At 49.4% G+C, this 13296-nt stretch carries 14 protein-coding genes (1 of these 14 only partly in view); 8 read left to right on the top strand and 6 right to left on the bottom strand.

All coding sequences use genetic code 11. The features are described from left to right. On the bottom strand, nucleotides 1–239 hold the beginning of the coding sequence (locus tag QMG16_RS01260; protein ID WP_281791853.1) for an NAD(P)/FAD-dependent oxidoreductase. 688 nt of this gene lie to the left of the window's left edge; 239 of the gene's 927 nt are visible here — the first part of the coding sequence; the start codon lies at nucleotides 237–239; its stop codon lies off the left edge, out of view. A 711-nt stretch (nucleotides 240–950) separates the two neighbouring features. Here QMG16_RS01260 and resB point away from each other — a divergent pair. The 6 genes from resB to QMG16_RS01230 all read left to right on the top strand — a co-directional run bounded on the left by resB (nucleotide 951) and on the right by QMG16_RS01230 (nucleotide 5637). Further along, nucleotides 951–2327, top strand: a complete 1377-nt coding sequence (gene resB, locus QMG16_RS01255) for a cytochrome c biogenesis protein ResB (protein WP_281791852.1) — start codon at nucleotides 951–953, stop codon at nucleotides 2325–2327. 7 nt (nucleotides 2328–2334) lie between these two features. Then, nucleotides 2335–3183 (top strand): c-type cytochrome biogenesis protein CcsB, encoded by an 849-nt coding sequence (gene ccsB, locus QMG16_RS01250; RefSeq protein ID WP_373878698.1) that lies wholly within the window; start codon nucleotides 2335–2337, stop codon nucleotides 3181–3183. A gap of 20 nt (nucleotides 3184–3203) precedes the next feature. Continuing rightward, on the top strand, nucleotides 3204–3401 hold the full coding sequence (locus QMG16_RS01245) for a twin-arginine translocase TatA/TatE family subunit (RefSeq protein WP_281791850.1): 198 nt from the start codon (nucleotides 3204–3206) through the stop codon (nucleotides 3399–3401). A 115-nt stretch (nucleotides 3402–3516) separates the two neighbouring features. Next, complete coding sequence (gene tatB / locus QMG16_RS01240) at nucleotides 3517–3903, top strand: Sec-independent protein translocase protein TatB (RefSeq protein WP_281791849.1); 387 nt, start codon at nucleotides 3517–3519, stop codon at nucleotides 3901–3903. A 145-nt stretch (nucleotides 3904–4048) separates the two neighbouring features. Then, entirely contained in the window at nucleotides 4049–4819 is a 771-nt protein-coding gene (gene tatC, locus QMG16_RS01235) for a twin-arginine translocase subunit TatC (RefSeq protein ID WP_281791848.1), read from the top strand. Between the two features lie 155 nt (nucleotides 4820–4974). Then, nucleotides 4975–5637, top strand: coding sequence for an XTP/dITP diphosphatase (locus QMG16_RS01230; protein WP_281791847.1), 663 nt, complete (start codon nucleotides 4975–4977; stop codon nucleotides 5635–5637). Nucleotides 5638–5903: 266 nt separating this feature from the next. Here QMG16_RS01230 and QMG16_RS01225 read toward each other — a convergent pair whose 3' ends face one another. Together QMG16_RS01225 and QMG16_RS01220 are read right to left on the bottom strand one after the other, a co-directional pair. Beyond that, entirely contained in the window at nucleotides 5904–6917 is a 1014-nt protein-coding gene (locus QMG16_RS01225; protein WP_281791846.1) for a proline racemase family protein, read from the bottom strand. 195 nt (nucleotides 6918–7112) lie between these two features. Then, on the bottom strand, nucleotides 7113–7523 hold the full coding sequence (locus QMG16_RS01220) for an iron-sulfur cluster assembly scaffold protein (RefSeq protein ID WP_281791845.1): 411 nt from the start codon (nucleotides 7521–7523) through the stop codon (nucleotides 7113–7115). Between the two features lie 594 nt (nucleotides 7524–8117). Between QMG16_RS01220 and QMG16_RS01215 the strand changes: the two genes are divergently transcribed. Beyond that, a complete protein-coding gene (locus QMG16_RS01215; protein ID WP_281791844.1) occupies nucleotides 8118–8987 on the top strand; it encodes a universal stress protein in 870 nt (289 codons plus the stop codon). Between the two features lie 348 nt (nucleotides 8988–9335). Then, nucleotides 9336–10232 (top strand): cytidylate kinase-like family protein, encoded by an 897-nt coding sequence (locus tag QMG16_RS01210; protein WP_281791843.1) that lies wholly within the window; start codon nucleotides 9336–9338, stop codon nucleotides 10230–10232. 288 nt (nucleotides 10233–10520) lie between these two features. On the opposite strand, the gene QMG16_RS01205 is transcribed toward QMG16_RS01210, so the two are convergent. The 3 genes from QMG16_RS01205 to QMG16_RS01195 form a co-directional block, all read right to left on the bottom strand. Beyond that, nucleotides 10521–12212: a SulP family inorganic anion transporter gene (locus QMG16_RS01205; RefSeq protein WP_281791842.1), complete on the bottom strand. Its 1692-nt coding sequence runs from the start codon at nucleotides 12210–12212 to the stop codon at nucleotides 10521–10523. A 445-nt stretch (nucleotides 12213–12657) separates the two neighbouring features. Beyond that, on the bottom strand, nucleotides 12658–12933 hold the full coding sequence (locus QMG16_RS19475) for a DUF2442 domain-containing protein (protein WP_373878646.1): 276 nt from the start codon (nucleotides 12931–12933) through the stop codon (nucleotides 12658–12660). Next, on the bottom strand, nucleotides 12917–13153 hold the full coding sequence (locus QMG16_RS01195) for a DUF4160 domain-containing protein (protein ID WP_281791840.1): 237 nt from the start codon (nucleotides 13151–13153) through the stop codon (nucleotides 12917–12919). The genes QMG16_RS19475 and QMG16_RS01195 overlap by 17 nt, the downstream gene beginning before the upstream one ends. Nucleotides 13154–13296 lie beyond the last annotated feature (143 nt).

The raw sequence follows: 13296 nt of genomic DNA, 5'->3' as shown, positions 1-13296 counted from the left end.
AAGAAGCGGGCACCAAACTTTTCAGCCTGCCGCTGCCCCTGTTCCAAAATATCCACTCCCTTTAATGTGGTATCCATACAACAGTAGTTTTCCACGTGAGCCTTGAAGAGAGAACTTCTCTCCATGCGTCCCAAAACCGCTACAGTGGCCTTGGCACGGGCCGCATGCACTGCAGCCTGCAACCCGGCAGGTCCGCTTCCCAGAATAATCACATCAAAATCGAGCAATTCCTGACTCATGAATTTCTCCTTCCAGAATCGCATCAACAGGCCAGAGCCCGCTTCCACGATAACGTTTTCAAAGCATTGAACCATGCAGAAGGTTTGTTTATCCGTGCTCTTTGCGTCCCTGTAGTGAACTACCACGTAAAGAACATTCGAAACTATAATACCTGTTCATTGTCGATGCAAAATAACGGGAGAAAAATCTATTCCTTACAGGTGAAATGTCGCGGGGTTCCAGCTCAACAGTCGACTTTGCATTACTTGAATCATGGAGATTTTCGTTCCCGTACCATAAAGATCCTTGCACCTGCTTTCCAGGTGGATTTCTTTTAGGGAGTAAGTCGCTCTTGCTCCCCCATTTACCATGGAGGTACAGAGATCACGGAGGAATCCCATAAGAATTCCAATGGCTTCTCCGGGCCGAGGTGGTGAATAACAGGATATTAGAATCCCCCACCCCCCTTATCCCATAAGGAAAATGTCCCTCAAAAATCATTTTCCTACAACGGCATTCATTTTCTGCGCTTCTGCAGACCCTTCCCACGATTGAAATTCCGTATCAGTTTTTTATATAAGCATCCTGTCCCCATTTTAAGGGAGGGGACAATCGGGGGAACAAAAAGATCTTGGAATACTCTCTTATCCCTCTTGTCATAAGGAACTGCGGCGAGTTAATAAACGCAGTACATCAGGTTCCCTCATTCAAAGTGAAAGGCTGAAGAAAACATGCAGCAAAACAAAGGATTGTGGCAGCAGATATACCAAACTTTTGCATCCCTGAAATTATCCATTTTCATTTTTCTCACTCTGGCAGTGGCTTCAGTCATTGGAACCCTTCTTCCCCAGGGTTTGATGGAGCAGGATCTCGAACAACATTTCAGTCCGACCGCGACATGGTGGATCGCAACATTTGGGCTTCATGACCTCTATCGTACAGGTTGGTTTCGATTCCTCCTTCTCCTGCTCTGTTTGAATCTTATTGTCTGCACCATACAAAGGCTCCCTAAGGCCATCAAACTCCTCAGGTACCGCGACGACCACGTGGACCCGGAGAAGTTGACGAAATTCGCTCACCATAAGCATTTTTCTACGAAGCTTGGTTGGGAACAAACAAAAGATGTCTTGGCCCGAGTCATCGCAAAAGAATTTGGCACTACAACTGAGCTGCAAAATGAAGGTTTGTACAGTGCCATAGCCGAAAAGGGGCGTTGGAGCACTTTAATAGTTTACGTTGTGCATTTCAGTGTTCTCATCGTTCTTTTGGGAGCCCTGATAGGATCCCTGTTTGGATTCAAGGGCTTCATGAATATTTCTGAAGGTGAAGCAACTGCCGGGGTTGTCCTTTCCAGCGCAGACCGCATCCTCAACCTTCCCTTTCAAGTACGTTGCGACGCATTCGAAGCCTCTTTTTATGAAACGGGAGCCCCCAAGGATTTTCGATCGGATTTGACGATCATCGAAGACGGTAGGGAGGTACTCCAGAGAACCATTCGAGTGAATGATCCCTTGACCTATAAAGGAATTACATTTTATCAGTCTTCTTATGGTTCTTCGGTCAGGAATGCCGAAGTGGAGTTTCAGGATGTCGATTCGGGCAAAACCTACAAATTGGTGCTTCCTTATCGTCAGGCCATTCCTATTCCCGGCACAACCGACCGGGTTCAAGCCATGCAATATCAACAGGACATGGCTCAATTTGGACCAGCCCTGGCACTGGTTCTCTTTCGAGAGGGTCAGGAGCCTTCCGGGTCCTGGATTCTGGTAGACATGCCGAAATTCCACGGGAACCGCATTCAGAACTATCAGGTCAAAGTCGATCATGTGGAACAGAGCCGGTATACCGGACTCCAGGTGAAGCGAGACCCTGGTGTTTGGATCGTCTGGTTTGGATTTGTAGCCATGCTTGCGGGAATTGGTCTCACCTTTTATACGAGCCACAGAAAATTATGGATTTGGGCTGAGCCGGCGGGTGAAGAAAGAGAGTGGGGAAAGGTTGTTATTGCAGGAAGGACAAATAAGAATCCGCTTGCTTTTGAGCAGGACTTCAACCACCTTTGTGAACGTCTGCAGGAAGAACTCAAACAAAAAGATCAAAGGGAATAATTAAATGATTGAAAGTTCTCTTCTTTTAAGCATAACCACATTTGCATATCTTCTATGCATGGCTTTCTATTTGGTAGGAGTGGTCTTCCGCACCGATCGGATGCTTCTGGCAGGCAGTATCACCGCGTTTGGCACACTCGTCATTCAAGCCATCGGCATTCTCCTGCGCTGGTGGGAATCCTACCGGATTGGCTACGGCCATGCCCCGCTTTCGAATCTTTATGAATCTCTCGTCTTTGCCGCCTGGTCTATCATGCTGCTTTATGTTATTTTGGAATTTCGGAGCAAACAAAGGGTTCTCGGCGTTTTTCCCTCCCTGTTTGCGTTTCTTGCCATGGCCTATGCGTCTTTTTCAGACCAGATTGATTCGAAGATCCAACCCCTCGTACCGGCACTCAAGAGCAACTGGCTCATCGCCCACGTCGTTACATGTTTTCTGGGCTATGCAGCATTTGCCGTCTCATGCGGAATCAGCATCCTCTATCTTTTGAAGAAGAATCAGATGTCTGATTCAAATGAAAAAGGAATACTGATATACCTGCCAAGCTCCAGGCAACTGGACGAGTTCAATTACCAGATGATCTTTTTCGGATTTTTATGGCTCTCACTGGGTATCATCACCGGTTCCGTCTGGGCCAATTCCGCATGGGGAACCTATTGGAGCTGGGACCCGAAAGAAACCTGGTCCCTCATCACCTGGCTGATCTATGCGGCACTGCTGCACGCTCGAACCATGAAGGGCTGGCGAGGAACCCGTGTGGCCTGGCTCTCCCTTTTGGGATTTGTCTGCGTCCTCTTCACTTATTTTGGTGTCAATTTCCTTTTGAGCGGCTTGCACAGTTACGCCGTTAAGTAACAGAAAAAAGGAGACAGCAAATGCTTGGTTTGGGGCCCATGGAATTAGTCATCATACTCTTTCTTTTGCTATTTTTCTTTGGCGGCAAAAAGCTGCCGCAAATAGGGGAAAATCTGGGAAGAGGCATCAGTGAATTCAGAAGATCCCTAAAAGGAAAGCCATCCAACCTCGCCAGTCCCGGAGGAGACGGCACCGGAAAAACCGACAGAAAATCCTGAATCCCGCAGGGGGAGGTATTCTTTCTAATGAAAGCTTTTGCCTGCTTTTACCTTAAATATGCAAGTAATGTTCAATTCTTTTGTTTGTTTCGAACCCCATAAGGAGTAAATTTCGATGTTTGGCATTGGATTCCCCGAGCTGCTTGTGATTATGGCGATCGCCCTGATTGTCGTCGGGCCAAGTAAACTTCCCGACCTGGCAAGAGCCCTGGGGCGTGGCTACGCTGAATTCAAAAGGGCTACCAATGAACTCAAAGAAACTTTCGATCAGGATGACACGGTGCGAGAAATTAAGGACGAATTTCACTCAGCGCAACGTGAAATCCTTTCAGGAAAAAGTTTCTTGAAGCCATTGGAAGCCGTCAATTCAAGGATATCCCCAGCCAGCGAAGAGCCGCCGGCTAAAAGTGTTCCAACGGAAAGCAAGGGGGGAGCGGGGAGGAAACCAAAGCAGTCCGATGCGGAAAAGTCCGATGAAGACTCGCATGCGAATTCAAGATAGCGTTTTTAAATCAATTTCATCTAATTTGCGCTGCCAGCGACAGGGGCGCTCAAGGAATGTTGCGATGCGTCACATGATATTTTGTTGTTTTCACTCACCGGCGCCTGCAGTGTAAACTTAACAAATGATAAGCGAGTAAATAACGATGTCAGTGGATAAGATGCCTTTCACCGAACATTTGGAAGAACTTCGCAAAAGACTCATTTACATTGCGGTAGCCATCGGAATCGGTTTCCTCATCAGTTACGCCTTCAAGGAGAAGCTCTTTGAAATCCTCATGAAACCCTGGATCGAGGCGCTTCCCCAAAACCAGGGGGCAAAGCTCATTTACACCGCACCCCATGAAGCCTTTTTCACCTATTTGAAGGTTTCCTTTATTGCGGGGTGTGGTCTCTCCGTGCCGGTCGTCGTCTACCAGATATGGAGTTTCATCGCTCCCGGCCTTTACGAACATGAGCGACGTTACATCATTCCCATCGTGTTCTTTTCAAGCTTCTTCTTTGTGGGCGGGGCGCTCTTCGGATATTTCCTGGTTTTTCCCATTGGATTCCAGTTCTTCACTTCGTTTGCCAACGATTATATCACCCCCATGATCAGTACCAGGGAGTTCCTGACCTTTTCCATGAGGCTTCTTCTGGGGTTTGGCTTCGTTTTCGAATTGCCCATTTTCGCCTTTTTCCTTGGCAAACTGGGACTCGTAACAGCCTCGTTTCTGAGGCGTCAGCGCAAGATCGCCATTGTCGTCATCTTTATCATCGCTGCGGCTCTCACACCCGGCCCCGATGTCTTTTCACAATTCATGATGGCGGCCCCTCTCCTCATACTTTATGAAGCCAGTGTATGGATCGTCCATTTCTTTGGGCGCAAGGAGAAAAAAGAAGAGGCCGTTGAGGAACAGCCGGATACTGTAACCTAACTCGACATTGTCAGATTTCATCTGAACCACGGAGACACGGAGAACACAGAAATTTCATTTGAAGGTCTTTCTCCGTGGTTAATGTGACAATTAGTGATCTAATCCTATCCAATATTCTGATATATCCATTTCCTAAGAGAAAGGGCTAGAAACACATGCAGAAAATCACGTTGATCGTAGCAACACGGAACAAGGGGAAATCTAAGGAAATTCAAGAGTATCTCCAGGGCTTTCCAGTGGAGATCAAGGACCTGAACGACTTTGGACCGATCCCTGAAGTTATAGAGGATGGTGAAACTTTCGAAGAAAATGCCTACAAGAAAGCGAGCTTCACGGCCAAAGTGCTGGGACTACCCGCACTGGCGGACGATTCGGGCCTTGAAGTGGAAGCACTTCATGGAGCGCCTGGAGTCTATTCTGCACGATATGCAGGCCCCAACGCCACCGATGAACAAAACAACTCCAAGTTATTGGAAGCGCTCTCGGGAAAGTCGGAACGCAAGGCACGCTTTTGCTGCGTCCTCTCACTGGCAGTCCCCACAGGACCGGCTCTCACTTATGAGGCCAGTTGCGAGGGTGTTATTCTGGAGGCTCCCCGAGGCACCAACGGCTTTGGCTATGACCCGCTCTTTTACTATCCACCCATGAAGAAAACTTTTGCCGAAATGACACTGGAGGAAAAGGCCCAGGTCAGTCATCGCGGCAAGGCACTGAAAGAGTTGAAGGACGAATTCGACAAGGTTCTTAAATGGTTGAACATGAGGCTGGCTGAGGAGAAAAAAATTCTTGGCCTGGGAGAAGATATTTGCGTTCATTAAAAGGCCTGCTGCCCCGTCTCCACCTGCCCCTCTTACCAAAGCGGATTTGCACGTAAGAGAGTCTTTCCCCGGCACTTTGGATTCCCCAAAAAGAGTATTTGCAGCCGCATACTGTGTGACATGAGCTCCGATACTCACCCAGCGGGAGGAAGGCTTTCTTATATTCACGCAAATGCCGAATTCTGTAATTCCCCCCGGTAAAAACCGGGGGGTATCCATAATCAATTACCAATGGCAGCCGCTATGAAAAACGGCAAAAAGAAGCGCTATCGGCCGAGGACAAAGCCGTACATGAGCGGATCATCCGGGTCCACAACGAACTGCTGGATTCCCGTAATGTACGCTCTGCCGGCCACAAGAGGATTTACCGCGGCAAAATCACCCACTCGGGTTTCACTCAAGAGCTTTCCCGTGAAACGAGTCCCTATAATGCTTTCATTGATGAATTCAACCCCCAGGGGGAGCTCGCCCCTCCCGAAAAGAGCGGCCATGGTCGCTGAGGTTCCCGTGCCGCACGGACAGCGATCCAGCTGCCCCCTGCCAAAGATCACCACGCTGCGGGAAAAGGGCCTGGAAGGTTCCGGTTTTTCGTAGATTTCCGTCAATTCGACCGAAGCAATATGCTCTTTTGTGGGGTGACGCACGCTTAGTTTCTCATTGACAGCGCTTTTCACCCTCATCCCCAGCTCGATGAGTCTTGAAACCTGGTCAACCTGAACCGCAACCCCCAGATCCCTTGCCCTCACCACAGCAAAGAAATTTCCACCGAAAGACACATCAACCGTGATTTTTCCAACATCGGGAAGATCGAGTTCCAGATCCCTGACATATAAAAAGGAAGGCACATTGGTCAGGGATACTTCAACCAGCTGTTTGTTCTCGATTCGGGCATGCCCCTTGATCCGTCCGGCAGGGGTATCGAATACAACCGTGGTTTCCGGCTCCGCCATGGTCACCATACCCGTTTCAAGGAGAACCGTGATAGCACTCATGGTGCCATGGCCACACATGTCGACATACCCACCGTGGTCCATGAAGAGGAGACCGTACTGGGCTTGATCCGTCGTTGGAGGCGTGATGATGACTCCGAACATGTCGTTGTGCCCCCTCGGTTCGTGCATGAGGAGTGTTCGAAAATGGTCCAGATGTTCCATCATGTAGCGCTTTTTTTCCGCCATGGTAATGCCCGGTATGAGCGGCAAACCACTCAAGACCACCCTGGTGGGTTCCCCCGCCGTATGAGCGTCAATGGCTGAAATAATATGGGCAAACCTCGCCATCCTTCACTTCTCCCCATTTCTCAAGTCGTCAGCGGCCAATGCTCCATCGTTTCAAGAGCAATAGGCATGCCGTTCCCTGGTTTTAAGGATTTTTGAGATGTGGCGGATTCACAATGACATATTCAGTCCTTCCAAACCAAAGGAGAAGATTCCGGCACAATATGAATCCCTCCTTCGCTTTGAGAATTCCCATCGTCAACTGTGAAGGACCGGAGACGTCTTCGCCCGGGCATCATCCAATGCAAGGCGCAAAGCCGCTACAGCCAAGTCTGCACAATGGCTTTCGTTTTCCGGAAGCGTTTCCAGGTATCTTATCACGTCTTCCGGAGTGATCCGCCCTGCCTCGGGCAGGGTCTTTCCCTCAGCCAGGTGTACAACGGCATTGGAACATGCTACGGAATAGAGACAACCGTCAGTCTCAAAAGAAGCGGACCGGATTTTTGCTTCATCCAACATGAGAAAAATCTCTATGGTGTCCCCACATTCACGAGTCTTTTTCCCATAGCCATCAGGCTTTTCCAGTGTTTCCCTCTTAAAAGTTTCAAACGCCATTTCCAAAAACTGCAACGAATGTCGTTCCCAGAAATCCAAACCACTCTGTTCCATGCCGAGTCCTTTTGAATATTGCATTGAATGTCGCAGAAAAAAAAATCAATATTTCCCCATCGCATCAGGTCGCGGCAGACTCTGACGGATTTTCCATTAATTCCCATGATCGGAACGATCACAACGAAAAATGAAAAAGGCAAAGAGATGCAAGCCAATATGGAAAGCGGGAAACGCTCTTGAAAAGCGATGTTATCATGAGCCATGAGCTATGAACCATGAGCCTTTTTTCATATAAAACCGCTCATCCTTCACGACGATTGCACTCACTCTTCGTTTCCTCCAGCAAAGTGATAGCCTCCCACGCCTTGCCCCGTGAAACTATAACCTAAGCCATTGAATTTTTAAACGTCCCTATCGATGCACCATAAGTCGCGTTCACTGCATCACTGCAGGATGCAAGAATGACAGATTTTTTCTCATTGTATTGAATTCAACTCTGATAGCGGGTAAAGTCAATTTTTGGAATCATGGATATCTCTTTCGAATCATCCGTTCCATCCCCTTCATGAATGACTCGAAATGCGAAAGGGTGATGCTTCCCTCCATCCCCAAGAACCGACTCTATATTTAACTTTTTATGAGGAGAACCATATGGAAAAACATCTTCTGATTGCCATCGGTGATGATTTGAGTTCGCTTCATGGAATCCGCTTTGTCACGTCGTTTTTTGCCCATAAAGAAGAGATCAAACTGACCCTCTTCAATATTACCCCGGCCCCTTACTCTCCGGAACCCGACAAGATAGAACGCGCCGGCTTCAAAGCCACAATTGTTCAGATGAACACTGCGGAGATTGCAAAGCACCCTTCCCTTCAGACCAGCCAGACCCTTTTGCTCAATCGAGGATTCCCTGCGAAGAACATCACCATCAAGTTGATGACCAAGCACAGTGGAACGGTAAGAGACATTGTTCACGAGGGCAAGAAAGGAAAATATGACGCCGTAGTCCTGGGGAGGCGGGGCTACAATATTTTCGAGCAGGCACTGGCGACGAGCGTCAGCCGCGAAATGCTGGAACAGGAGATCGGGTTCCCCCTCTGGATTTGCCGGCGCGTCGAAGAAGGGCGCAAGAATGTGCTCCTTTGCGTGGACGAAACGGAACCCAGCATGCGCATTGCCGATCATGTGGGTTTTGTACTTCAAGATGTTAAGGAGCATTCAGTCACCCTTTTCTATGTCGACGAAGGTGGAGGAAACAAAGCGGAGACCGTTCTGGAACAGGCCAGGAACAAACTCAAGGAAAACGGCGTGGAAGAAGAAAGGGTCACGAGCCGGGTTGTTTACACCGCGGAAGTCCCCAAAGCCATCCTGAGCGAGGCGGAACGGGGCGCATACGCTGTAGTGGCCATGGGCCGCGGAGGAAAACAGCCGCAGGGTTTCCTCAGGAGATGGCTCATAGGGTCAAGAAGCTTGAAAGTGATGGAAGAGTTGGAAAAGAGCGTTTTGTGGCTGAGCAAATGAGACGTACCCGGCTTTCCCAGGCGATCGAGTCGCAAAAAACGAAATTTTGGAGGCAATCGAGGAGAAGATAAAACCAGGTATCCCTGGAAGATGGCTTGAAACGGGCGTGGGTCGTAGCCGCTGACGGACAAAGTTTTGCGACGTGATACCGAGGTATTTTGAAGCGCGGATTGGCGGATGGATCCTTGTAGGATGCTCACCCGCCCCCAATATTACCCCATTGACACCCTGTCTCTTTCCTGACATACTCCGCCCGAAAAAAGTAGGTTTCCATTTCAAAAGAACAAAGATGGCCATGATTGCAGTCGGGCCGGTTTGCTAAATATCTTATCTTTGCTGCAGGGGCAAATGGCCATCATTACAATTTCAAGAGAATCTTTCAGCCGGGGCGAAGAAGTAACCACCAAAGTTGTTCAAAGGCTCGGCTATAAGATGGTTTCCCATGAAGTAATTTCCGAAGCCTCCCGAAAATTCCAGGTCTCTGTGAATAAGTTGGAACGGGCAATTCATTTCGCACCGTCACTTCTTGAACGGTTTTTCTCCAGAAAACAAAAATATGTTACCTATGTCGCCGCCGCCACACTGGCCTATTTTAAAAATGACAACATCGTCTATGACGGCTTGGCCGGACAATTTTTCGCCAACAGAATCTCCCCGATGACGGCTAAAATTCTTGCTTATTTCAAAAACGATAATGTGGCTTACAGCGGTTTTGCCGAGCGATATTACACCAGAACCATCTCGCATCTTTTAAATGTGAGGATGACGGCAGACATGGAAGACCGTCTGCATCTGTTGATGAAGGAAAAGAATCTGGCCCGGAAACAGGCGATGCGCGTATTGAAAAGGGATGACCGTCAGCGCAATGCCTGGAGCCGTTATTTTTATGGTGTGGATAGTACGGATGACGATTTATATGATCTGGTGCTTCATATGAGCAAAATGAGAGTCGACGAGGCGGCGGATGTCATATGTGAAACCGTGACAAAGCCTAAATTCAAGACCTCCTTCGACTCCCAACAGGCTATCGAAGATCTGGCCTTTGCCGCTGAAATCAAAGCGGCTCTCTATGACTATTATCCCGATTGTGAAGTTGTCGTCGATAGGAAGTCCGTCGAGATCTATGCCCGATTCACGATCCATACCGATACAATGATCGCCGATAAAATTAAAGCCAAAGTCCTTAAAATGAATGGAGTGTCATCGGTTTCGGTTATACTTATTCCCAGCATTGTTTTTACCTAACTGCCGGGAATGGCAGTTTCCCTTATCCCTCTTATAGTACTCATGATCATAATTACGCAGCCATTTCTTTGTAGGAACGGCTTCCAGCCGTGACAGGAACCGACAACCGCATACCTTGTCGCAGCAGGATGCCACTCCTATCGAAAACATATGGGTAAGCGGTTGCGTAATTACGAAGACCAGTATTTAGGTGGGGCCTGGCGGATGGAAATGCGGAAAGCATGCTGAGAAAGATAAAGTAGATCGTACCCTGCATCACCATGAAACCCCACCGGAATTATCCCGATCTCACATCGACGCTTCCAGTCTGCTTCGCAACTCCCTGGCCGCCAAAAGATCTGTAGCGAAAAGGTTGTCTCTGCCTATCAGATCATTGAGCCCCGTTTTTTCAATCACATCCTGCACATGTTCCTTGAAGCCGCTGAAGCAAAGGCAAATATTGTTGCTCTTGAATCTGATGATCAGTTTGGAGAGCATGTCCACACCGGAAGCATCGATGTCGTTGATCCCGCCGCAGGAGACCAGAATCGTGTTGATCCCCGGATTGCCCCGTTCCATCTCGAGCACGGCTTTCTCGAATGTGGCGACATTGATGAATCGCAACGCACCGTCGAAGCGGATGGCGCCCAGTCGGCGATGTAAGGGAGGCAGGTTGTGGCGTTGGGCGTCGCCCAGAGTTCCATCCTGATGAATGCCCAGTTTAGCGATGCGTGGCCGCATCATTCGATACAACATCAACCCCAGGGAAAGACCGATGCCGATCAGTATGCCATTCTGAATATTGGGGGAGAACGCCAGCGTGGCGGCAAAGGTCGCAACCGCGGCGATGCCATCGTCACGACTGACGCGCCAGGCACGCAACATGATAGGGAAATTGATCAGGCCCACTACCGCCACCATGATGATGGCCGCCAGCACCGGCTTGGGCAGGTGATAGAGCAGCGGCGTGAGAAAAAGCAGAGTGATCAGCACGCAGAGGGCTGAAATCACGGAGGACAATCCGGTGCGTGCATTGGAGGCCAGGTTGAGTGCCGAACGTGAGAACGATCCGCTGACCGGCATGGAGTGGCAAAAAGCGGCGGCCACCTTGGCCAATCCCTGTCCGATGAGCTCTTTGTTCTCATCCCAGGGCACGCGGGTATTGTTGGAGATGACCTTGGAACTGGACATCGCTTCCATGAAGCTGACCACGGCGATAATGAAACCGGCCGGCACCAGAGACATCGCCGTATGCCAGTCGAGGGTCGGAATGCTGAAGCTGGGCAACCCTTTCGGGATGGCACCGACCACCTTTCCACCCATGTCGACAAAACCTATAGCATAGCTGCCCCAGGTCAGCACAGCCACGGTGATAAGCACCCCTGGCAGTTTGGGGGCATATTTCTTGAGCGCCACAATCATCAAAATGGCCGTAACGCCAAAGCCCAAGGACAAGGTGTGCATCGTATTGATACGTTCGATCACCTGCAGAATGTCGAGCAAAAAATGGGATGACTGGGGAGCCGGTATGCCCAGCATGGTCGGTAATTGCGCCAGTCCGATGATCAGGGCGGCGGCATTGATAAAGCCCATCAGCACCGGGTGCGACAGGAAGTTGAGAATCGCCCCGACCCGAAACGCGCCCATCAGGATTTGAAACAGACCCGACAGTAATGCCAGCAGGATCACATAGGAGTAAAACAATTCAGTATCCGCAACAGCCAGCGGTGCAACACTGGCTGCGGACAGCAATGAGGTCATGGCGACCGGACCGGTGGAAAGCTGACGCGAGGATCCGAACACGGCGCCGATGATGGTGGGGATCAACGCGGCATAAAGGCCGTAATAGGCGGGTACGCCGGCCAATCGAGCATAGGCCAGCGATTGCGGAATGGCAACCAGTGAAACCGTTATACCGGCCATCAAATCGGATTTGAAGGTGGAAGTGTCGATCCATAAGGGCGCAAAAATCGATGAGGTAACGGTGGCTGCATATTTCATAAAAAATCACTCCTGGTGGCAGCAATGTCTCTCTCGAAAACTGCATTTCTGTTTAACAACAGTAAAAAAACGGTTGTAAGCTACTCCTTCCCGCAGGTTTCTGCAATAATTTTTAACCGGCCGCCGATTGAAAAGACTCAAGACATGAGAAATCGGGCAATAAAATCCTCTACAGAGCCTGGTACACTTCTGACCTATCCTTGTCATTCACCCCAGATAATCCAGGTCCGCTTGAGCATTGCGTTATGTGGTTTTTCTTTGTGTTCTCTGTTTTCTTTGTGTTCCTGAACACATAACGAGAAGATCAGCGGCGGCCAAGGAGCTTGAAGAAAACGGCACTATCTGTTCCCGCGCGTCCACTTCACTAAATTGTTGGCCCATAATGACAGGATAATTGACAAAAATGCTGCTTTTCAAAGTCGCATCTCTACACTGCCTCAGCACTTTAGTCAGTGGAAGAACCCTTGGGACGATGGGCGGGAGAACCGCAAAGCATCCCCTCTACACTGATGTCTTCATCAATATCTGGCCAGTGAATGCCTTGTCCATCACCGATTATCTCGAAATTCTGACGCTGGTCGGGAGTTGCCTCTGACAGCCGCCAAGACCACGCAAGAGGAACACTGATGGTTCGACCGTCTACAAGGTGCGCTACGATCTCGTCTTCTGTGACCTGAATGTCCAGCAGCCTAGGCTCGATTACATTAACCGCAATGCTCATTCCATGCCTCCAAGAAAGTATTCCGATTGGAGCTGATGATCTGTCGAATCGCATTCAGCCCCTTCGGAGAAAAGCCGTAGTTCTTGCTCAGAGCTACGGGTTCGAGCCAAAACTTGCAAACAAGCTTCTCGCGTTGAACGTGCACATGCTTCGGTTCATTACAGTCGAAGCTGTAGAAGTAGAATCTGTATAGTCCCGAAACACCTTTTACTGTAGGCATGATCTGTTCATCCTGCTATGACCGATATGCTGAGATTTCTTGCTTGCATGATACCTCTCACCGTACGACCTGCGTACGCCAATGGGGGCGGAGCCGCCGGAGGCGGCGCAAACTAGTGCGTAACCGGCGCGCCGAAACGGCAC

The sequence above is a fragment of the Desulforhabdus amnigena genome, assembly GCF_027925305.1.
Taxonomy (GTDB): domain Bacteria; phylum Desulfobacterota; class Syntrophobacteria; order Syntrophobacterales; family Syntrophobacteraceae; genus Desulforhabdus; species Desulforhabdus amnigena.
The sequence above is the reverse complement of the archived record's forward strand: the minus strand, read 5'-3'. Positions and strand labels throughout refer to the sequence as shown.